The sequence below is a fragment of the Nonomuraea sp. NPDC049419 genome (assembly GCF_040676995.1).
In the GTDB taxonomy this organism is placed as follows: Bacteria; Actinomycetota; Actinomycetes; order Streptosporangiales; family Streptosporangiaceae; genus Nonomuraea; species Nonomuraea salmonea.
Genome location: NZ_JBFAQB010000003.1, coordinates 171,580 through 191,419, shown reverse-complemented (window position 1 = coordinate 191,419; position 19,840 = coordinate 171,580). Strand labels below are relative to the sequence as shown.

Genomic DNA, 19,840 nt, shown 5'->3' with positions numbered 1-19,840 from the left:
CCCTCCCTAGTCCGACCAGTCGGCGGTGATGAGCTCGGGCAGCGGCTCGAACTCCTTGATCGCTTCGAGCGAGGGCCCCATGGCGGCGTTCGCCTCGCGTTCCACCATCACCTCCACCAGCACCGGCAGCCGCTCGCGCGCCGCCTCGGCGCTCGCCCAGGCCAGTGCGTCGCGGATGTCGCCGGGCAGCTCCACGCGGCGCGCCGGGCAGCCGAACGCCTCCATCGCCTTGACATGGTCGATGCCGCCCTCCCCATAGTGCAGATCGACGGCGTAGTTCATCCCGTACGGCAGCTCCGCCTGCCTGATGAGCCCGAGGTACTCGTTGTTGATCATGACGATGACGAACGGCACCCGGTACTGCGCCGCCACCGCCACCTCCTCCATGAGGAACTGGAAGGAGTAGTCGCCCACCACGGCCACGACCTGCCGCTCGGGATGGGCGAGCTTGACGCCCATGGCGGCGGGCACCTCCCAGCCGAGCGGCCCCGCCTGCCCGCAGACCAGGTAGCGGCGCGGCAGGTACGTCGTCTGGAACTGGCCCGACCAGATCTGGTAGAGCCCGATCGCGGTGACGAACGTGGTGTCGCGCGGGAAGTACTCGTTGATCTCCCTGAACACCCTGGGCGGCTTGATCGGCACCTCGTCGAAGTCGTCCCTGCGGGTCAGGGTGCCGCGCAGCTCGCCGACCCTGCGCACCCACGTGGACGGCTCGCGCGGCGCTCCGCGGCGGCGCGCCTCGTCGCGTAACGCGGCGAGCACCGGCCTGGCGTGCCCGACGACGCCGAGATCGGGCTCGAAGACCCGGCCGATCTGCAGCGGGTCGATGTCCACGTGCACGAACGTGCGCCCGCGCCGGTAGACGTCGAGGTCGCCGGTGTGCCGGTCGCCGAAGCGGGCGCCGACGGCCAGCACCAGGTCGCTCTCCAGGAACGCGGCGTTGCCCCACCGCGTCTGCGTCTGGATGCCGGCCATCCCGGCGAACAGCGGGTGGTCCTCGGGGAAGGCGCCCTTGCCCATGAGCGTCACCTGCACCGGCACCTGGAGGTGCTCGGCCAGCGCGCGCAGCTCGTCGCACGCCTCGGCGATGATCACGCCACCGCCGGCCAGGATGATCGGCCGCCTGGCCTCCTCGACGAGGTCCATCGCCGCGCGCACGGACCGCGGCAGCGGCTCGGGCACGGGGACGGGCAGCGGCGCGTCCAGCTCGCGGTCGTACAGGCAGGTGCCGCGCTGCACGTCGATCGGCAGGTCGATGAGCACGGGCCCGGGCCGTCCCGAGCGGGCGATCCTGAACGCCTCCCTGAACACCCACGGCGCCTGCGCGGGCTCCTTGAGCTGCACCGCCCACTTGGTCACCGGCTTGGCGATCTCCACGATGTCGACCGCCTGGAACGCCTCCTGGTGCAGCTTGGAGCTGACCGCCTGGCCGGTGACGCAGATCATCGGGATCGAGTCGGCCAGCGCCGTGTAGAGGCCGGTGATCATGTTGGTCCCGGCCGGGCCCGACGTGCCGATGCAGACGCCGACGTTGCCGGTCACCCGCGCCCAGCCGTCGGCCGCGTGGGTGCCGCCCTCCTCGTGCCGTACGGTGACGTGCCGGATCGAGCTGTGCTGGAGCGCGGCGTACAGCGGCAGGATGGCCGCGCCGGGAATGCCGAAGACCGTGTCCACGCCCTCCGATTCCAGCACCGCGACCACGGCCTCCATGCAGGGCATTCGCTTCATCAGATACCTCCGTGGAAACCCCCGCCTTCAGGCGGGGGAGGAATCGGACCCCTGCGGAGCAGGACAGGGGTGGCCGATTCGCCGTCAGGTGAACCGGCGTATCGAACACACACGCGACTGTTAGCTGATCGTTCGGTAGCGTGTGAGGTGTGGCGCAGATCGTGAAGCGGGCCTGCAAGTACCGCTTCCACCCGGCCCCCGAGCAAGCCTCCGAGCTTGCCCGGACGTTCGGCTGCGTCCGCCTCGTCTACAACAAGGCACTCGAGGAGCGCACCCGCGCCTACCGCCTGCAAGGCCGCCGCGTCTCCTACGTGGAGTCCTCTGCGCGCCTGACGGAGTGAAAGCGCAGCGGCGAGTACGACTTCTTGTTCGAGGTGTCGTCGGTCCCTCTTCAGCAGGCGTTGCGGCATCTTCAGGCGGCGTTCCCCCGCAAGAAGTCCCGGGCGTCGGTGGAGTACACGCGTTCGGCGTTCCGCTGGCGTGAGGGCACTTTGACGCTGGCGAAGATGGACACGCCGCTGGCCATTGTGTGGTCGCGTCGGCTGCCGGAGGGTGCGCAGCCGTCCACGGTCACCGTGTCCCGCGACGGCGCGGGACGCTGGTTCGTGTCCCTGCTGGTCGAGGAGAAGATCAGCCCGCTCCCGCCCGCCGGGCGGAGCGTCGGGGTGGACGCCGGCATCACCGCGCTGGCGACACTCTCGACCGGCGAGAGGATCGTCAACCCGCGTCACGAACGCGCCGACCGGCGCAGGCTGGCCAAGGCTCAGCGCGCCCTGGCCCGTAAGGAGAAGGGGTCGAACAACCGGGCCAAGGCCAGAGTGAAGGTCGCCAGGGTGTACGCCCGGATCGCCGATCGCAGAAGGGATCACCTGCACAAGGTCACGACACGGCTTGTTCGCGAGAATCAAGTGGTGGAAGACCTGACCGTCCGCACCATGGTCAAGAACCGCCGCCTGGCTCGCGCCATCTCCGATGTGTCCTGGCGGGAGTTCCGCTCCATGCTGGAGTACAAGGCGCAGTGGTACGGGCGAACCGTGGTGGCGGTCGACCGCTGGTTCCCCTCCTCCAAGCTGTGCTCGCAGTGCGGGACCCTGCGGAAGAAGATGCCGCTGAACGTCCGGGAATGGATGTGTGCCTGCGGCACGGTCCACGACCGCGACGTCAACGCGGCCAGGAACGTGCTCGCCGCCGGGCTGGCGGAGAGCTGAAACGCCTGTGGAGCGGGTGTAAGACCTCAACGAGAGTCCTCTCAGGCAGGCGACCGGCTGTGAAGCAGGAAGGCCCACGGGCGACCGTGGGAATCCCCTCGTTGACGAGGGGGAGGATGTCAAGCGTTCAGCCTTTCGATCACCTTGAGCAGGGCGGAGTGGTCGAGCGAGCCGTGCCCCTGGGCCCTGGCCGCCGCGACGAGCTGGGCGACCTGCCCGGTGAGCGGCAGGCTGACCCCGGCGGTACGGGCCGCGGCGAGGGCGATGCCCATGTCCTTGTGGTGCAGGTCGATGCGGAAGCCGGGGGCGAACTCGCGCTTGACCATGGTGTGCCGCTTGAGGTCGAGGATCCGCGAGCCGGCCAGGCCGCCCGCGAGCACGTCGAGCCCGGCCGCGGGGTCGACGCCCGACGCCTCCAGCAGCACGATCGCCTCGGACACGAGGCCGTAGATGCCGCCCACGACGAGCTGGTTGGCCGCCTTGACGGTCTGTCCCGCCCCTGCCGGGCCCACGTGCACGATGGTCGTGCCGAGGCGCTCCAGGACCGGCCTGGCCGCCTCCACGTCCTCGGGGGCGCCGCCGACCATGATCGACAGGGTGCCGTCCACGGCGCCGCGCTCGCCGCCGCTGACGGGGGCGTCCACCGCCCGTACGCCGACGGCCGCCGCCTTCCTCGCCACCTCGCGGGAGGTCTCGGGCTTGATCGTGCTCATGTCGACGTAGAGCAGGTTCGGCCTGCCGTACTCGATGACGAGCGGCGCGACCTCCTCCACCTGCGGCGAGTCGGGCAGCATGGTGACCACGACGTCGGCGCCCGCCACCGCGTCCACCACGCCCGACGCGACCTTGCCGCCCAGTTCCGCAAGCCGCCGCATCCGCTCGGCGCTGACGTCGTAGCCGGTCACCGCGAATCCGGCCTTGAGGAGGTTGGCCGCCATCGGGCTGCCCATGATCCCCAGGCCGATGAAGCCGATGTTCATCAGATACCTCCGTGGAAACCCCTGCCTTCAGGCGGGGAAGGAATCGGACCCCTGCGGAGCAGGACAGGGGCAGCCGATTCGCCGTCAGGCGAACCGGCGTATCGAACATTGACGCTGGCCAAGATGGACACGCCGCTGGCCATGGCGTCGTCGCGTCCGCTGCCGGAGGGTGCGCAGCCGTCCACGGTCACCGTCTCCCGCGACAGCGCGGGACGCTGGTTCGTGTCCCTCCTGGTCGAGGAGAAGATCAGCCAGCTCCCGCCTGCCGGGCGGAGCGTCGGTGTGGACGCCGGCATCACCGCACCGGCGACACTCTCGACCGGCGAGAAGATCGTCAATCCCAGGCATGAGCGTGCCGGCCGCCGCAGGCTGGCCAGAGCGCAGCGTGCCCTGGCGCGCACGGTCAAGGGCGGTGCGAACCGGGCCAAGGCCCGGCTGAAGGTGGCCCGTGTTCATGCCCGTATCACCGACCGGCGTACCGATTTCTGCACAAGCTCACCACTCGTCTCGTCCGTGAGAACCAAACGGTCGCGATCGAGGACCTCACCGTTCGCACCATGGTGAAGAACCACAGCCTGGTTCGCGCCATCTCCGACGCCTCGTGGCGCCAGATGCGCGGCATGCTGGAGTGCAAGGCCCGGTGGTACGGGCGGGAGTTGCTGGTCGTGGACCGGTGGTTGCCCTCCTCGAAGCTGTGCTCGGTGTGCGGGGCCTTGCAGGAGAAGATGCCGCTGAACGTGCGGGAGTGGATGTGCGCCTGCGGCGCGACCCATGACCGGGACGTCAACGCGGCCAGGAACGTGCTCGCCGCCGGGCCGGCGGAGAGCTGAAACGCCTGTGGAGCGGGTGTAAGACCTCAACGAGAGTCCTCTCGGACGGGCGATCGGCTGCGAAGCAGGAAGCCTCACGGGCAACCGTGGGACTCCCCCTCGTTGACGAGGGGAGGATGTCAAGCTCGCCTCCAGTCGAACGCGCCCGGCCCCTCGTGCCGGTGCTCGTGCCGGTACTCCAGGCCGACGTGCCCGCGGTAGCCCGCCGCCGCCAGCCGCGCGAAGATCTCCCCGTACGGCATCCTCCCGCTGCCCGGCGCTCCCCTGCCGGGGTCGTCGGCGATCTGCACGTGCCCGAACCTGTCCGCGTGCCGGTCGATGAGCGCGAGCACGTCCTCGCCCATCCTGTGCAGGTGGTAGAGGTCGGCGAGGAAGGCCACGTTCGCCCGGTCCACCTGCTCGATGAGCTCGAAGGCGGCCTGTGACGAGGTGATCGGGTAGCGCGGGTTCTCGTGGCCGTTGAGCGCCTCGACCACGACGGTCGCGCCGATCCCGGCCGCCGCGTCGGCCGCCCTGCGCAGGTTGACCACGGCCAGGTCCCTGTCGGTGCCGGGGCCGTTGCCGTACAACGCGTTGAGCACCGTGCAGCCCAGCTCGCCGGCCAGGCGGACGGCGGGGTCGATGTTCGCCTGGAAGCGGGCCGAGCCGTCCGGCCTGGCCAGCAGGCCGCGCTCGCCCGCCGCCATGTCGCCGGCGTCGAAGTTGAGTCCCACCAGGCGCACGCCCGCGTCCTCGATGGCCTGCCGCAGCGCGGCCAGCTCGGCGCCGCTCGGGTCCGGCCCGCCGAACGGCCACCACAGCTCGACCGCGTCGAACCCGGCCTTGGCCGCCGCGGCCGGGCGCTCCAGCAGCGGCAGGTCGGTGAACAGGATCGACAGGTTGACGTCGAAGACCAGGCCCTCGGGAACGCGGGTCACGAGGCGGCCGCCCTGGACAGGGCCGAGCGCAGCAGGCGGGCGGTCTCCGACGGCGTCTTCCCCACTCGTACGCCGACCGCCTCCAGCGCCTCCTTCTTGGCCTGCGCCGTCCCCGACGACCCGGACACGATCGCGCCCGCGTGCCCCATCGTCTTGCCCTCCGGCGCGGTGAACCCGGCCACGTACGCGACGACGGGCTTGGTGACGTTGGCCGCGATGTAGGCGGCGGCCCGCTCCTCCGCGTCGCCGCCGATCTCACCGATCATGACGATGGCGTCGGTGCCCGGGTCGTCCTGGAACGCCTGGAGGCAGTCGATGTGCGTGGTGCCGACGACCGGGTCGCCGCCGATGCCGACGGCGGTGGAGAAGCCGAGGTCGCGCAGCTCGTACATGAGCTGGTAGGTCAGCGTGCCCGACTTGGAGACCAGCCCGATGCGGCCGGAGGAGGTGATGTCGGCGGGGATGATCCCGGCCGACGACTGCCCGGGGCTGATGAGCCCGGGGCAGTTGGGCCCGATGATCCTGGTACGCCCGCGCGCCAGCGCGCGGAACCGGACCGCGTCGTGCACCGGCACGCCCTCGGTGATGACCACGCAGAGCGGCACGCCCGCCTCGACCGCCTCCTCCACGGCGCCGGCGGTGAAGCGCGGCGGCACGAAGACGACCGACACGTCCGCCCCGGTCTCGGCGACGGCCTCGGCGACCGAGCCGAACACCGGCACCGTCCGCTCGCCGAAGTCCACCGCGCTGCCGCCCTTGCCGGGGGTCACGCCGGCCACCACGTCGGTCCCCGCGGCGAGCATGCGGGCCGTGTGCCTGCGGCCCTCCGCGCCGGTCATGCCCTGCACGAGCACCCGGCTGTCCTTGGTCAGAAAGATCGCCATTACGCACCTGCCGCGAGTCTGGCCGCCATCTCGGCGGCGCCGTCCATGGTGGAGACCTGGCGGACCGCCGGGTGCCGGGCGTCGCTGAGTATGCGCCGGCCCACCTCGGCGTTGTTGCCGTCCAGCCGTACGACGATGGGCCTGCCCTGGCCGCGCTCGCCGAGGAGTTCGAGTGCGGTGACGATGCCGTTGGCCACCGCGTCGCAGGCCGTGATGCCGCCGAAGACGTTGACCAGCACCGACCGTACGTCGGGGTCGGCCAGGATGATCTCCAGCCCGTCGGCCATGACCTGGGCGGAGGCGCCGCCGCCGATGTCGAGGAAGTTGGCCGGGTCCGCGCCCGCGCCCGCCACCACGTCGAGGGTGCTCATGACGAGCCCCGCGCCGTTGCCGATCACGCCGACCGTGCCGTCCAGCTTCACGTAGTTGAGCCCCTTGGCCCTGGCGCGGGCCTCCAGACTGTCGGACTGCTCGGCGTACCGCTCCCTGTCGTGCCGGAAGGCGGCGTTGTCGTCGAGCGTGACCTTGCCGTCGAGCGCCATGACGCGCTGGTCGGTGGTGCAGATCAGCGGATTCACCTCGACGAGCAGGGCGTCCTCCGCGACCAGCACGTGCCACAGTTTCTCCAGCACCTCGGCGGTCTGCTCGGGCAGGCCCGCCTTGGCCGCCAGTTGCCGCGCGGTGTCGGCGTCCACCCCTGTCGCCGGGTCGATCGGCAGTTTCACGATGGCGTCGGGGTCGCGGGCCGCCAGTTCCTCGATCTCCATGCCGCCCTGCGCCGACACCATGGCCAGGAACGCCCCTTCGGCACGGTCCACCAGGAAGGCCGCGTAATACTCCTCGAACGGCACGGTCGCGGCTTCCACCAGCACCCGGTGCGCCGTGTGTCCCTTGATGTCCATGCCGATCACGCGCTCGGCCTCCGCCTGGGCCGCGGCCGGCCCCGCCGCCGGTCTGATGCCGCCCGCCTTGCCGCGTCCACCGGTCTTCACCTGGGCCTTGATGACAACGGGCGTGTCCAGCTCGGCCGCGATCGCGCGGGCCTCGGCCGGGGTGGCCGCGACCCGGCCCGCGGGGACCGGGATCCCGTGACGCCCGAAGAGCTCCTTCGCCTGGTACTCGTACAGGTCCATTCGAGCCTCCTTTGTAGACGGTATACCGTATGGAGTATTCCTCGTCTAGGGTCTCGACAGGCACCTGTCTTCTGGATATTCCATACAGTATGGAGAATGCAATTAAGGACTGGCGGGGGCGTTCGTACCTCCCCGGGCCCGTCCCAGCAGACCGCGTCCGCATGTTCCGGCTGGCCCTGGCCTCGATGGCGGTGATCAGCCCGCTCCAGTACGGCTACGCCGCCCTGCACACGAGCCAGGCGGGCGGCCTGACGCTGCTCGCCGTCTGGATCGCCTGCCAGGCCGCGGGCGCGCTGCCCGCGCTCCACCTCGTACGCCGCCGGCGCCTCGGCGTGCGGACGTGCCTGGCCGCCGGAGCCGCGCTCACCGGCCTCGGCCTGGCCACCGCAGGGCTCACCTCAGGTCTGTCCCCTGCCGCACTCACCGGGTACGCCGTGCTCGGCGGCCTCGGCGCGGGCCTGGTGTACGGGGTCTGCGGCGAGGTCGTCTCCTCCTGGTACCCCGAGCGCCCCGCCGCCCGCGTCGGCCTCATCACCGGCGCCTTCGGCTACGGCGCCGTCCCCCTGCTGCTGTGGGCCGGCCTGTTCCCCGCCGCGACGGGATCTGCGTTCCTCGTCATGGCCGCGGTAGCGACGGCCGTGCTCGCCACCGCCGCCCGGCACCTGCGACTGCCCCCCGCCCTGTGGTGGCCGCTGGACGTGGACCCGCGCAGCCACGCGCTCGACGCGGCCCGCCTGCGCACGGCGCCGGAGGCGGTCAAGCAGTTCGGCATCGCGCAGGCGCTGCGCACCCGCGCGCTGCCGGCGCTCGCGCTGATGCTGGTCTGCGCGGGCGCGGTGTCGGTGCTCGACGTGATCGTGGTCGCGGGCACCGGCGCGTGGGGCGCGGTGGCCCTGCTCGTCGCGCTGAACGGCGCGGGCAGGTCGGTCGCCATGCGCGCGTCGGAGCTGTACGGCCGCCGGCGGGTGCTGGCCGCCGTCTTCGGCGCGCTCGCGCTCGGCCAGGTGCTGCTCGCGGTCGCCGTGCAGAACGCGCACGAGCGGCCCGGCGGCACGCTGCTGCTGTGGCTCGGCGCGGTCGCGGCGGGGCTCGGCGGCGGCGCGTTCTACCCGCTGCTGGCCAGCCTCGTCCGCGAACTGTTCGGCGCCGAGCGGGCCACCGAGATCCACGCCGTGGTCTACAGCGCCAAGGCCGTGGCCGGCGCGGTGGCGGCCGGGCTGGCGTTCGTCGCGCTGACCGCTCCTGGCGCCGCGCTGCTGGCCGCCGCCGCCCTGGCGGCGCTGCCCGCGCTGGCGACCCCCCGCCTGCGCATCCCCGGCCTGCCCGCCACCATTCCCCTGTGACCGTCCCACTGTGACGCACTGTGATGAGACTCACGGACGAGCGGAACCCCAGGACGGTATGCTGTAGGCAGTCGACCAAAAACCGATATTCAGCCCTGGAGACGTGATCATGTTGCTGTCGGATCAGGCCGGTCAGACGGCGGCCCCCAAGATCCCCCGTCCCGCGACGCTCCGCGAAAGCGTCATCGAGGCTATCCAAGAGCTCATCGTCTCCGGGCAGCTCAAGCCGGGCCAGCACCTCGTCGAGAGCGAGCTGGCCGAGCTGCTCGGCGTCTCCAGGCAGCCGGTCCGCGAGGCGTTGCAGCAGCTCAGCGGTGAGGGCTGGGTCGATCTCTTTCCCGGTCAGGGCGCGTTCGTGCACGTCCCGACCGTGGAGGAGGCCGACCAGCTGCTCGCCGTGCGCACGCTGCTGGAGACCGAGTCCGCGCGCCTGGCCGCCAAGCAGGCCGGCGAGGAGGGCGTCAAGCGGCTGCGCGCCCTGTGCGCCCGCGGCATCGCCGCGGTGCAGTCCGACGACGTCGACGGCGCCGTGGCCACCAACTCCGAGCTGCACGCGCTGGTGACCGACCTGTCGGGCAACAAGGTGCTCGCCGAGCTGGCCGCCCAGGTGGCCAGGCGGGTGCGGTGGTACCACACGCCGGTCGCCCGCCAGCGCGGCATGGCCTCGTGGGAGGAGCACGCCGCCCTCATCGACGCCATCGAGTCCGGCGACGAGCGGCGCGCGGCCAAGATCATGCGCGAGCACACCGAGCACACCCGCGCCTCCTACCTGGAGCAGCGCGAGAACGAGCCGGCCGAGCCCGCGCCCAAGCCGGTACGCCGCCGCCGCACCCGCCAGGCCGGCTGACCGGCTGACCGACCCCCCTCACCGGCACGCCGGCCGATCCCCCTCCAGGGTCGGCCGGGCGGCCGAGTCATGCCGTCACGCCCTCCTGCCTGCGCGAACAGTCAGGGTTGACGTGACGTTCACACAAGCCCACATGCTCCGAAACACCTCGGGTAGAGGATGGAGCCACACCGGACGGAGGTGCACGACCATGAAAGCGTTCTTCCGCTTTCTCCTTGGTGATCCGCTGGGCCAGGCGGCGGACGGACGAGCCATCGGCGTCGGCCTGAGCGCGGCGCTGAAGAAGCACTACTCCGCGGACGACGCCGACCGCCATGTGCGCGAGTGGAGCAAGGACATCGACGTCCGCAAGAGTCCCCGCCCGTAAGCAGGACGCACAACAGCCGGACCCGCGACAGGGGGGCGGCCACCCTCGAACAGCAGCCTCCGCCCCCGCGCGTTCAGCGCTCCGCCGCCGGCTCCGGCTCCCCCTCCTTCTCAGCGGCTTTCTCAGTGGCCTTCTCCGCCTTGGCGTCGCGTGCCGACTTGATCAGGCTGAGCACCGTCGTCACGGCGAGCGTGCCGACGATGACCCCGAGAGACACCAGGATCGGGATCTCCGGCGCCCACGACACGCCGTCGTGGTGCAGCGCCTCGAGGATCAGCTTGACGCCGATGAAGGCCAGCACCACCGACAGGCCCTTGCTGAGGTAGACCAGCCGGTCCAGCAGCCCGCCGATCAGGAAGAACAGCTGGCGCAGCCCCATGAGGGCGAAGGCGTTGGCGGTGAAGACCAGGTAGGGCTCCTTCGTCAGCCCGAAGATGGCCGGGATGGAGTCCAGCGCGAACAGCAGGTCGGTGGTCCCGATGGCGACCATCACGATCAGCATCGGGGTGACCATCCTGCGGCCGTGGTGCACGGTCAGGCGGGCGCCGTGGTAGGTGTCCGTGGTCGGGAGCACCCGGCGCACCGTGCGCAGCGCTATGTTCTCGGAGAACTCCGCGTCCTCCTCCTCGTGCCCGATGAGCTTCCACGCGGTGTAGACGAGGAAGGCGCCGAAGACGTAGAAGAGCCAGTCGAAGCGCGCCACCGCCTCCGCGCCGGCCGCGATGAAGCCGCCCCGCAGGAGCAGCGCCAGCACGATGCCGATGAGCAACACCTTCTGGCGGTACTCCCGAGGCACCCGGAACCTGCTCATGATCAGCAGGAAGACGAAGAGGTTGTCCACGCTGAGCGAGTACTCGGTGATCCACCCGGCGAAGAACTCCCCGCCGTGCGCCGGGCCCGACAGCACGAGCAGGCCAACCCCGAAGGCCACCGCCATGCAGACGTAGAGGCTCACCCAGCCCACGCACTCCTTGAACGAGGGCTCGTGGGGGTTGCGGGCGACGAGGTAGAAGTCGACAGCGAGCACGACACAGAAGCCGCCTATCGTGGCCAACCAGATCCACATGGGCAGATTCACCTACGTGCTCCCTTCCTCGCCTGCATCATCTGGGCGTAGCGGACGTACTGCTCCAGCAGCTCACTGGCGACGGGATTGCCGCCAGCCACCCGCACCAGCCAGTGCGGCATGAGCCGCTCGTGCATCCACAGGAACCCGATCGCGAAGCCGAGGCTGATCATCGCCTGGTACGCCAGGAACAGCGGCACCCCGTCGGCCATGCCGATCCCGGCCACGCTCTCCTGGAGCAGCCGCGAGAGGGGGAAGGCCGCCATCCAGTAGAGGCCGACGGGCCCGAACGTGCCCGGCCGGAACACGCCGTGGCCGAGGAGCACGCCGTACATGCCGCCGAAGAGGGCGAGCGGTGCGGCGAGCGCCAGGGCCGACAGCGCGGCCATCCCGATGGGCTGCCCCGCGAGCAGGGTCAGCCCACCGGCCATGGCACCGGCGACGGCTCCGATCGACGCCCCTGGCAGGGCGAGTTCGAAACTGTGCCGTCCGATCATCAGCCCACGACCACGCCGTAGGCGAACAGGCTGTAGAAGAGCATGCCCAGGTAGAACACCGCACCGAAGCCGATGATGGCGTTCGACCACCACTTGGGCCTGATCGGTTTGGGCAGCATGCGGTTGTTCACCAGGAGCAGGGTCACGCAGTACGCGCCCATGGCGAACGTGGACAGGAACGCCAGCGTGTCCAGGATCCCGCTGGGACCGTCGGCCGGGCCGAACAGCAGGATCAGGATGCCGAAGAGGATCACGCCCCAGAGGAAGATGCCGTACAGGCGGGACATGCCCACCTTCTTCGCGCCGGGGATGAAGTTGTAGGTCATGTCGGCCTGGCCGCGCGAGAACGAGTCGAACAGGCCCAGCGTCGCGTTGAGGCCGATCAGGGCGATGAACCCGAGGAACACGACCCCGAGCACCGAACTGCCCGCCGAGGAGACGGCGTTCGACATCGCGGTCAGCGCCACCTCCCGGTCGTCGCCCTGAATCGCCGTACGCACGGCGGGGTCGATCCGCACCGCGGACTGGGCGATCACCGTGAAGGAGATGGTGACCAGCATGGTGATGCCCCAGAACAGCAGCAGCGCGTCGAAGGTGACCCAGCGCCGCCAGCCCTTCCACTTGGCCATCTCGGCCGGGTCGGAGGTGTCGAACATGTACCCGCGGGTCGGCCGCTCCTCCTCGGAGGAGGCGTGCCGCAGCCCGACCACCTTCGGCTGGTGCACGCCCATGCCGGCGCCGGAGTCACGCAGGTGCAGCGTGTACCACATCTGCTGCATGCCCGACGGACCGGCGAAGGCGCAGGCGCCGACGATGACGGGGAACCAGGCGGCCGTCATGGCCTCCGCCGGCAGGTAGCCGAAGGAGAACATGCCGCTGATCGTGGTGACCACGTCACCCCAGGAGCCGACCATGGCGGCGACCACGGCGGTGCCGACCACGAGCGCCCCGATGAGCAGGGAGAGCACGTTCTCCAGCAGGTTGTAGATCACCTTGGCCAGGGTGAAGACCACGCCGACGAGGATCAACCCGGCGATCGCGGTCACCATCCAGGGTATTCCGGTGATCTCCTCGAACGCCGCCGCGCCCGCGGACAGGTGGCCGGGCCAGATGTAGACGGCGATCGCCACCACGAAGAAGAACCACATCAGCGGCTTGAACACCCTGGCCGCGCCGGAGAAGATGCTCTCCCCCGTGGCCATGGCGTAGCGGGCCATCTCCAGCATCACCACGGCCTGCAGGGTGACGCCGATCAGGAACAGCCACCTGATCTCGGGCCCGAACAGCAGCACCAGCCGGGGCCACATGTACGACTCGCCCATGCCCACGCCGAGCGCGACGAGGAACACCGTCGGCCCGATGAGGTGCACCGAGGGAGGCGCGTCGGGGAGCTTCCTGATGGGCATCGGCTCGAGCCGGCCCGCTTTCCATACTCGTTCGTCCTCGACCGGCGGCGTGGCCGTCGCCGGTGGTGTGTTCGATGTGTCCACCTACGGACCTCCTGGGGGGTTGTTGCCTTCCTCTGCGCCCCGAATTGCCCCCTCGCCTGGTGCTGCTGTGGCTCGGCTCTTAGCCCAGCAGCCCGGCCGCCCTGGCCCAGCGGTACTTCGCACCGAGGACCGCCACGGGCTTTTCCGTCGTGTACGGGTACGCGACCACGCCGTGCTCGAACAGGTACTCGCTGGCCTCCTCAACCTCGGTGTCGCCGGCCAGTGACGCCACGACCGGCTTGGTGTTGCCCTTCGCCCGCTCCTCGGCCACCACACGGGCGATGAGCTCGGCGAAGACCATCGGCGGCGTCACGATCGTGTGCCAGTAGCCGAGGACCAGCGCGTGGATGCGCTCGTCGCTCAGGCCGAGGCGGACCGTGTTCTCGTAGGTCGAGGGTGGTTCGCCGCCGGTGATGTCGATGGGGTTGCCCGCCGCTCCGAACGGCGGGATGTAGGCGCGGAACGCCGCGTCCAGGTCGTCGGGGATGTCCATGAGGGTCAGCCCGGCGTCCACGATGGCGTCGGACAGCAGCACGCCGGAGCCGCCCGCGCCGGTGATGATGACGACGTTCTCGCCTTTGGGGGCGGGCAGGATGGGCAGCGCGCGGGCGTACTCCAGCATGTCGTTCAGCCCGGGGGCGCGCACCACGCCGGCCTGGCGCAGGATGTCGTCGTAGACCTTGTCGTCGCCGGCCAGCGCGCCGGTGTGGGAGCCCGCGGCCCGCGCGCCCATGGCCGTGCGCCCGGCCTTGAGCACGATGACCGGCTTCTCCTTGACCACGCGGCGGGCGGCGTCGACGAAGCCGCGCCCGTCCTTGAGGTCTTCGAGGTGCATGGCGACGGCCTTGGTGTTGTCGTCCTGCTCGAAGAAGGTCAGCAGGTCGTCCTCGTCCACGTCGGCCTTGTTGCCGACGCCGACGATGGCGGACACGCCCATCTTGGTGGTGCGGCTGAAGCCCAGGATGGCCATGCCGATGCCGCCGCTCTGCGAGGTCAGCGCCACGCTGCCGCGCACGTCGTACGGCGTGCAGAAGGTCGCGCAGAGGTTCTCGGGCGTGTAGTAGTAGCCGTAGATGTTGGGGCCGAGCATGCGCACGCCGTGCCTGCGGGCGATCTCGACGATCTCCTTCTGTCCCTCGACGTTGCCGGTCTCGGCGAACCCCGACGGGATCATCACCGCGCCGGCCACGCCCTTCGCGCCGACCTCCTCCAGCGCCGGCGCCACGAACTTGGCCGGGATGGCGAAGACGGCCACGTCCACCTCGCCCGGCACGTCTCCGACGCTCTTGTACGCCTTGAGCCCCATGATCTCGTCGGCCTTGGGGTTGATCGGGTAGATCTGCCCCTGGTAGCCGCCGTTGATGAGGTTGCGCATGACCGAGTTGCCGATCTTGCCGGTCTCGGCGGAGGCGCCGATGACGGCGACCGAGCGCGGCTTGAAGATGCGGTTCATCTGCCGCAGGATCTCCTCGCGCGGCAGCCGCTCGACCTCGGGGGCGGGCTGGCCGATGATGATCCGCACGTCGGCGGCCACGGCGCCGTTGGCGTCGGCGAAGACGGGGTTGAGGTCCACCTCGACGATCTCGGGGATGTCGGTGACCAGCCGGCCGACGCGTTCGATGAGCGCCGCCAGCGCCTGGCGGTTGGCGGGCTCCGCGCCGCGGGCGCCCTTGAGCACATCCGCCGCTCTGATGTCGTCCAGCATCTTCAGCGCATCATCACCCGAAACCGGGGCAAGCCGGAAGGTCACGTCCTTAAGTACCTCGACCAGCACGCCGCCGAGGCCGAAGGCGACGACCTTGCCGAAGGTGGGGTCGGTGACCGCGCCGACGATGACCTCGTGGCCGCCGCCCACCAGCTGCTGCACCTGGATGCCGTCGATCGTCGCGTCTGGGTCGTAGGCGCGGGCGTTGGCCAGGATCGTGGCGTAGCCCTCGCGTACCTCGTCGGCGTTCTTCAGGCCGACCAGCACGCCGCCGGCGTCCGTCTTGTGCAGGATGTCGGGCGAGACGATCTTCAGCACGACCGGGAACCCGATCTCCCCGGCCAGCCTGACGGCCTCGTCGGCCGAGGTGGCCAGGCCCTCGCCGGGGGTGGCGATGCCGTACGCCTGGCACAGCTCGCGGCCCTCAGGAGCCGTCAGGGCCGTACGCCCCTCGGCCAGCGCCTTGTCGATGACGTCCCTGGCAGGCACTAGATGACTCCGTTCGTCTTGAGTTCGGCCAGTTCCTCGGCGCTCACGCCGATCTGGCCGTAGATCTCCTGGTTGTGCTCGCCGAGCAGCGGCGGCGTGCGGACGTCCACCGGCGAGTCGGACAGCTGCAGCGGGCTGCCCACCGTCACGAACTCGCCGCGCTCCGGATGGTCGACGGTGACGACGATGCCCTCCTCGCGCAGGCTCTGGTCCTCCACCAGCTCCCTGGTGGACAGGATCGGCCCGCAGGGGATGTTCTCGGCGTTGAGCCGGTCGAGCACCGTCCACTTGTCGTGGCGGATCGTCCACTCCTCGATGAGCTGGAACATCTTGTCCAGCTTCGGCAGCCGGGCCTCGGGCGTCGCCCACTCGGGGTCGTCGGCCAGCTCGGGACGGCCGATGATGCCGGTGATCGGCTTCCAGCCGACCGGCTGGACGATGACGTAGATGTAGTCGTTCGGGCCGCCGGGCGCGCAGCGCACCGCCCAGCCGGGCTGGCCGCCGCCGCTGGCGTTGCCCGAGCGCGGCACCTCGTCGCCGAACGTCTTGTTCGGGTACTCGCGCAGCGGCCCGTGCGCCAGGCGCTGCTGGTCGCGCAGCTTCACGCGGCACAGGTTCAGCACGGCGTGCTGCATGGCCACCTGCACGCGCTGGCCGCGCCCGGTCTGGGTGCGCTGGTAGAGGGCGGCCAGGATGCCGGCCACCGCGTGGATGCCGGTGCCCGAGTCGCCGATCTGGGCGCCGGTGGCCAGCGGCGGGCCCTCCTCGAAGCCCGTCGTGCTCATCGAGCCGCCCATCGCCTGGGCGATCACCTCGTACGCCTTGAACTTGGCGTACCTGCCCTGGCCGAAGCCCTTGATCGAGGCGTAGATGAGGCGGGGGTTGAGCTCCTGCAGACGCTCCCAGGAGAAGCCCATGCGGTCCACCGCCCCTGGACCGAAGTTCTCCACCAGGATGTCGGCACTCTTCACCAGCTCGGTGAAGATCTCCTTGCCGCGCTCGCTCTTCATGTTGAGGGTGATGCTGCGCTTGTTGCAGTTGAGCATCGTGAAGTACAGGCTGTCGACCCCGGGCACGTCGCGGAGCTGCTGCCGGGTGATGTCGCCGGCCGGGGCCTCCAGCTTGACCACGTCGGCGCCCAGCCACGCGAGCAGCTGGGTGGCCGACGGGCCGGACTGGACATGGGTCATGTCGAGGACGCGGACACCTTCGAGAGCCTTCATCTGCACCGTGATTCCCCTACTTGTACATGGTCTGGTTCATGGTTCCTGGGGCGTACACCTCTGGGTCGACCCAGACGTTGATCAGCGAGGGCTTGCCGGACTCGCGGGCCCGCTCCAGCGCCGGGCGGATCTCGGCGGGGTCGCGGACCTCCTCGCCGTAGCCGCCGAGCAGCTTGGCGAACTCGCCGTAGCGGATGTCTCCCAGCGTGTTGCCGACGCGGGCGCGGTCCTGGCCGTACTTGGCGGCCTGGCCGTACCTGATCTGGTTCATCGAGGAGTTGTTGCCGATGACGCCGATGAACGGCAGGTCGAAGCGGACCATGGTCTCGAAGTCCCAGCCGGTGAGGCTGAAGGCGCCGTCGCCGAACAGGCACAGCACCTCCTTGTCGCGGCGGGCCTGCTTGGCGGCCATCGCGAAGGCCATGCCGACGCCGAGCGTGCCGAGCGGGCCGGGGTCCATCCAGTGGCCCGGCGACTTGGGCTGCACGACCTGGCCGGAGAAGGTGACGATGTCGCCGCCGTCGCCGATGTAGATCGAGTCCTCGGTGAGGAACTCGTTGATCTCGTGGACCAGGCGGTAGGGGTCGATCGGCTGGGCGCCGGACAGCTGGCGGGGCAGCCGCTTCTCGTACGCCTGGGTCTCGACGTTGCGCAGCTCGTCCAGCCACTCCTTGCGGCGGGCCGCGCTGTTCTCCACCCGGCCGCTCGCGGCCTGCGCCACCGCCGACAGGACGAGCCCGGCGTCGCCGACGATGCCGAGGTCGATGTCGCGGTTCTTGCCGACCGTGCGGTAGTCGAGGTCGATCTGCACGACCTTGGCCGTCGGGGACAGGCGCTTGCCGTAGCCCATGCGGAAGTCGAACGGGGTGCCGACGATGATGATCAGGTCGGCCTCGGTGAAGGCGTAGCGGCGGCTGAGCTGGAAGTGGTGCGGGTCGCCGGGCGGCAGCGTGCCGCGGCCCGAGCCGTTCATGTACGCGGGGACGTTCAGCGTCCGTACGAAGTCGATGGCCGCGTCGGTGGCCCGGCAGGTCCAGACCTGGCTGCCGAGCAGGATGCACGGCTTCTCGGCGTGGGCGAGCATGTCGGCCAGCTGCTCGATGGCCTCGGGGTCGCCCTGCTGGCGGGTGGAGGCGCGGTAGTGGCCGGCCTTGGGGATGCGTGCCTTCTCGACCGGCACCTTCGCGTCGAGCACGTCGCGCGGGATCTCCAGGAACGACGGCCCTGGAGCGCCGTGGTAGCACTCGCGGAAGGCCATGGAGACGATGTCGGCCACCCGCTCGGTGCTCGGCACCGTGGCCGCGAACTTGGTGATCGGGGTCATCATGTCGACGTGCGGGAGGTCCTGCAGGGAGCCCATCTTGTGCTGGCTCAGCGCACCCTGGCCGCCGATGAGCAACATCGGGCTCTCCGCGCGGAAGGCGTTGGCCACGCCGGTCACCGCATCGGTCGTGCCCGGCCCCGCGGTGACGACCGCGCAGCCCGGCTTGCCGGTGATGCGGGCGTAACCGTCGGCGGCGTGCGCGGCCACCTGCTCGTGGCGTACGTCGATGACCTCGATGCCCTCATCGACGCAGCCGTCGTAGATATCGATGATGTGGCCGCCGCAGAGCGTGTAGATCACGTCCACGCCTTCGGCTTTGAGTGCCTTGGCTACGAGATGACCACCGGAGATCGTTTCCGACATCATGCACCCTTCCTGGCGAACGAGCTCGCTGTCTTCCGCATACTGCATACCGTATGAACGCAATGGTTACTCTCTCCGGAAGGGCGTGTCTAGGCCCCTACGGCAACTCGATCAGCTCGACCTGCTCACCGGACCACCCCGGCGGCACCACGGCCAGCGCGTCCGCCAGGGCCGCGCCCCACAACGATCCCGGCCGGTCATGACCCACGGGGACCGCGCCGCGGCCCGACCGCCGGACCGGCACCAGGCGGGTGTCGCGCGGGTGCGGGCGCACCTCGCCCGACAACGCGCTCGTCTCCCGCGCGGCGGGCACGCCGGACAGCTCGCGCAGGATCGGGGCCAGCAGCGTCAGCGCGGCGGCGAGGGCCGCGAACGGGTTCCCGGGCAGGCCCACCACGAGCCTTCCGTCCGTCAGGCGGGCCAGCGCCTGGGGGTGCCCTGGACGTACGGCGACCCCGTCCACCAGCACGTCGGCGCCCAGCTCCGCCAGCACCGCCCGCAGGTGATCGGCGGGGCCCTTGGACGACGCCCCGCACACCACGACCACGTCCTCGCGGCACTCCGGCCACCCGCTCGGCGCGTCCGCGCCCGCCGGCGATCCCCCGCCGGCCCCATGCGCCGCCCACCCGGCCAGGGCGGCGCGGAGGGCGGCAGGGCCGTCGGGGAGGCGGGTGGTGGTGGTGACGCGGCCGCCGGCCCACTCCACGAGGCCGGGCAGGAACGGGCCGATCGCGTCGCGGACCCGGCCAGGCGCGGGCAGGCCGGCGTCCACGACCTCGTCGCCGGTGACCAGCACCGCGACGCGCGGCCGTGGACGCACCTCCAGCACGTCGTGGCCCAGCGCGGCGGCCAGGCCGAGCGTCACCGGCGTCACCACCGTCCCCGTGCCCAGCACGACCGCGCCCTCGGCGATGTCCTCGCCCCTGCGCCTGATGTGCCTGCCGGGCACGACGACGCCACCGATGACGCCGCCCACGGACCCGCCGAGGGGGCCGCCCGCGCCGCCCGCGTGCAGGTCACCGGCCGGGCCGCCCCCGGGCACGTCGCCGTCCGCGTGCTCGTACGGCAGGACCGCCTCGGCGCCCGCCGGCACCGGGGCGCCGGTGGCGATCTCTACGGCCTCGCCCGCCCGCAGCGCACCCCCGTACGGCGCTCCCCCGGCCAGCACCCGGGCCACCACCCGCCAGGGCCCGGAACCCGCGACGGCGTACCCGTCCATCGCCGAGACGTCCACGCCCGGCACCGCCACCAGCGCGCGCAGCGGCGCCGCCAGCCGGCAGCCGAGCGCCTCCCGCAGCGGCACGGATGAGGGCTTCGAAGGGCAGGCCGCGCCCGCCGCGAGGGCCCGGGCGGCGGGCCATGAGATCGCTTCCACCACTGGTCCATGCCACAAAACGGTCACAGGCACACTCCTTGACCCTCGTTTTTCCATACTGTATACCGAAT

General features: G+C 70.8%; 15 protein-coding genes and 2 pseudogenes. 5 read left to right on the top strand and 12 right to left on the bottom strand.

Annotation, left to right across the window (positions count from 1 at the left end):
* Positions 1–6: 6 nt before the first annotated feature.
* A complete protein-coding gene (gcl, locus tag AB0K12_RS10995) occupies positions 7–1,728 on the bottom strand; it encodes a glyoxylate carboligase (protein ID WP_364558250.1) in 1,722 nt (573 codons plus the stop codon).
* A gap of 149 nt (positions 1,729–1,877) precedes the next feature.
* On the opposite strand from gcl, the pseudogene AB0K12_RS10990 reads away from it, so the two are divergent.
* Positions 1,878–3,022 (top strand): annotated as a pseudogene (locus AB0K12_RS10990) (RNA-guided endonuclease TnpB family protein); the annotation flags it as partial.
* Between the two features lie 33 nt (positions 3,023–3,055).
* Here AB0K12_RS10990 and AB0K12_RS10985 read toward each other — a convergent pair.
* A complete protein-coding gene (locus AB0K12_RS10985; protein ID WP_364558247.1) occupies positions 3,056–3,916 on the bottom strand; it encodes a 2-hydroxy-3-oxopropionate reductase in 861 nt (286 codons plus the stop codon).
* A 108-nt stretch (positions 3,917–4,024) separates the two neighbouring features.
* Between AB0K12_RS10985 and AB0K12_RS10980 the strand changes: the two are divergent.
* A pseudogene (locus tag AB0K12_RS10980) lies at positions 4,025–4,743 on the top strand (RNA-guided endonuclease TnpB family protein); the annotation flags it as partial.
* A 122-nt stretch (positions 4,744–4,865) separates the two neighbouring features.
* Here AB0K12_RS10980 and AB0K12_RS10975 read toward each other — a convergent pair.
* From AB0K12_RS10975 to sucC, 3 genes are read right to left on the bottom strand one after another with little or no spacing between them, the layout of a single operon-like run.
* A complete protein-coding gene (locus AB0K12_RS10975; protein WP_364558244.1) occupies positions 4,866–5,663 on the bottom strand; it encodes a TIM barrel protein in 798 nt (265 codons plus the stop codon).
* Positions 5,660–6,547, bottom strand: a complete 888-nt coding sequence (gene sucD, locus AB0K12_RS10970) for a succinate--CoA ligase subunit alpha (protein WP_364377589.1) — start codon at positions 6,545–6,547, stop codon at positions 5,660–5,662. Before sucD ends, AB0K12_RS10975 begins: the two co-directional genes overlap by 4 nt.
* A complete protein-coding gene (gene sucC / locus AB0K12_RS10965) occupies positions 6,547–7,680 on the bottom strand; it encodes an ADP-forming succinate--CoA ligase subunit beta (RefSeq protein WP_364558240.1) in 1,134 nt (377 codons plus the stop codon). Before sucC ends, sucD begins: the two co-directional genes overlap by 1 nt.
* Positions 7,681–7,841: 161 nt before the next feature.
* Between sucC and AB0K12_RS10960 the strand changes: the two genes are divergently transcribed.
* The 3 genes from AB0K12_RS10960 (at position 7,842) to AB0K12_RS10950 (ending at position 10,237) form a co-directional block, all read left to right on the top strand.
* Complete coding sequence (locus tag AB0K12_RS10960; RefSeq protein WP_364558237.1) at positions 7,842–9,023, top strand: MFS transporter; 1,182 nt, start codon at positions 7,842–7,844, stop codon at positions 9,021–9,023.
* A 109-nt stretch (positions 9,024–9,132) separates the two neighbouring features.
* Positions 9,133–9,870: a GntR family transcriptional regulator gene (locus tag AB0K12_RS10955; protein WP_364558234.1), complete on the top strand. Its 738-nt coding sequence runs from the start codon at positions 9,133–9,135 to the stop codon at positions 9,868–9,870.
* A 190-nt stretch (positions 9,871–10,060) separates the two neighbouring features.
* Positions 10,061–10,237, top strand: a complete 177-nt coding sequence (locus AB0K12_RS10950) for a hypothetical protein (protein WP_364558232.1) — start codon at positions 10,061–10,063, stop codon at positions 10,235–10,237.
* A gap of 73 nt (positions 10,238–10,310) precedes the next feature.
* On the opposite strand, the gene AB0K12_RS10945 is transcribed toward AB0K12_RS10950, so the two are convergent.
* The 7 genes from AB0K12_RS10945 to AB0K12_RS10915 form a co-directional block, all read right to left on the bottom strand.
* On the bottom strand, positions 10,311–11,315 hold the full coding sequence (locus AB0K12_RS10945) for a TerC family protein (RefSeq protein ID WP_364558229.1): 1,005 nt from the start codon (positions 11,313–11,315) through the stop codon (positions 10,311–10,313).
* On the bottom strand, positions 11,312–11,800 hold the full coding sequence (locus tag AB0K12_RS10940) for a hypothetical protein (protein WP_364558226.1): 489 nt from the start codon (positions 11,798–11,800) through the stop codon (positions 11,312–11,314). The genes AB0K12_RS10945 and AB0K12_RS10940 overlap by 4 nt, the downstream gene beginning before the upstream one ends.
* Positions 11,800–13,290, bottom strand: coding sequence for an Nramp family divalent metal transporter (locus AB0K12_RS10935; protein WP_364558223.1), 1,491 nt, complete (start codon positions 13,288–13,290; stop codon positions 11,800–11,802). The genes AB0K12_RS10940 and AB0K12_RS10935 overlap by 1 nt, the downstream gene beginning before the upstream one ends.
* A gap of 79 nt (positions 13,291–13,369) precedes the next feature.
* Complete coding sequence (locus AB0K12_RS10930; protein ID WP_364558221.1) at positions 13,370–15,484, bottom strand: acetate--CoA ligase family protein; 2,115 nt, start codon at positions 15,482–15,484, stop codon at positions 13,370–13,372.
* Positions 15,484–16,707 carry a formyl-CoA transferase gene (frc, locus tag AB0K12_RS10925; protein ID WP_364559817.1) on the bottom strand — a complete coding sequence of 408 codons (1,224 nt, stop codon included), beginning with the start codon at positions 16,705–16,707 and terminating at the stop codon, positions 15,484–15,486. Before frc ends, AB0K12_RS10930 begins: the two co-directional genes overlap by 1 nt.
* A 16-nt stretch (positions 16,708–16,723) precedes the next feature.
* Positions 16,724–18,397: a thiamine pyrophosphate-binding protein gene (locus tag AB0K12_RS10920; protein WP_364558218.1), complete on the bottom strand. Its 1,674-nt coding sequence runs from the start codon at positions 18,395–18,397 to the stop codon at positions 16,724–16,726.
* 94 nt (positions 18,398–18,491) lie between these two features.
* Positions 18,492–19,772, bottom strand: coding sequence for a molybdopterin molybdotransferase MoeA (locus AB0K12_RS10915; RefSeq protein WP_364558215.1), 1,281 nt, complete (start codon positions 19,770–19,772; stop codon positions 18,492–18,494).
* Positions 19,773–19,840: the final 68 nt, after the last annotated feature.

Bases quoted from the DNA above. Each gene is read 5' to 3' on its own strand.
- gcl (WP_364558250.1), bottom strand. From the start codon at position 1,728: ATGAAGCGAATGCCCTGCATGGAGGCCGTGGTCGCGGTGCTGGAATCG.
- AB0K12_RS10985 (WP_364558247.1), bottom strand. From the start codon at position 3,916: ATGAACATCGGCTTCATCGGCCTGGGGATCATGGGCAGCCCGATGGCG.
- sucD (WP_364377589.1), bottom strand. From the start codon at position 6,547: ATGGCGATCTTTCTGACCAAGGACAGCCGGGTGCTCGTGCAGGGCATG.
- sucC (WP_364558240.1), bottom strand. From the start codon at position 7,680: ATGGACCTGTACGAGTACCAGGCGAAGGAGCTCTTCGGGCGTCACGGG.
- AB0K12_RS10960 (WP_364558237.1), top strand. From the start codon at position 7,842: ATGTTCCGGCTGGCCCTGGCCTCGATGGCGGTGATCAGCCCGCTCCAG.
- AB0K12_RS10955 (WP_364558234.1), top strand. From the start codon at position 9,133: ATGTTGCTGTCGGATCAGGCCGGTCAGACGGCGGCCCCCAAGATCCCC.
- AB0K12_RS10950 (WP_364558232.1), top strand. From the start codon at position 10,061: ATGAAAGCGTTCTTCCGCTTTCTCCTTGGTGATCCGCTGGGCCAGGCG.
- AB0K12_RS10940 (WP_364558226.1), bottom strand. From the start codon at position 11,800: ATGATCGGACGGCACAGTTTCGAACTCGCCCTGCCAGGGGCGTCGATC.
- frc (WP_364559817.1), bottom strand. From the start codon at position 16,707: ATGAAGGCTCTCGAAGGTGTCCGCGTCCTCGACATGACCCATGTCCAG.
- AB0K12_RS10920 (WP_364558218.1), bottom strand. From the start codon at position 18,397: ATGATGTCGGAAACGATCTCCGGTGGTCATCTCGTAGCCAAGGCACTC.